The 692-nt window shown below is 47.1% G+C and carries 1 protein-coding gene; it reads right to left on the bottom strand.

Going from position 1 to position 692, the window contains the following annotated elements; genetic code table 11:
- On the bottom strand, window positions 1-692 hold a 692-nt coding region (locus AC1D7X_RS25815; RefSeq protein ID WP_495476439.1), incomplete at both ends, for an AMP-binding protein.

Raw genomic sequence — 692 nt, 5'->3', positions numbered from 1 at the left:
TCCGGTTGTGGCAGAGCTTTGCGGTCTACCTTTCCATTCATCGTGAGTGGAAGTTTATCCATTAACATCACATAGGAGGGAACCATATACTCTGGAAGTTGTTCCTTTACATATGCCTTCAGTTCCTCTCCACTTACATCATCGGCAACAACATAGGCACACAACGATTTGCTACCGTCCGTTTCCTCTATGACCACCACGGTCGTTTCCTTCACCGCATCATGTTCCATAATCCGATTCTCAATCTCACCTGTCTCTACCCTGAATCCCCGGATTTTCACCTGATAATCCAGCCTGCCCATGAACTTCACATTTCCATCCGGTAGCCATTGAGCCCGATCTCCGGTCCGATACAACGTTTCCCCATCTACAAATGGACTGACCATGAATTTTTCTGTTGTCAGCATCTCATTATTCAAATAACCTCTGCCGACACCTTCACCGCCAACCCACAATTCGCCGGGCACGCCCACCGGAAGTAGTTGCCCATTCTGATCCACAATATATGCCTTTGAATTGCTAATCGGTTTACCGATCGGAATGTTGTCATTCCACTCTCCATCAATCACGTAGGTGGTCGAGAATGTCGTATTCTCTGTCGGACCGTATCCGTTCATCACGATAAGTTCTGAACACTGCTTACGAACAGATTGGATATGCTTCGGTGTCAGAGCATCCCCACCAACAATTAA

This window comes from Paenibacillus sp. Y568 (assembly GCF_059445545.1).
This window is presented reverse-complemented; position numbering and strand designations above follow the sequence as displayed.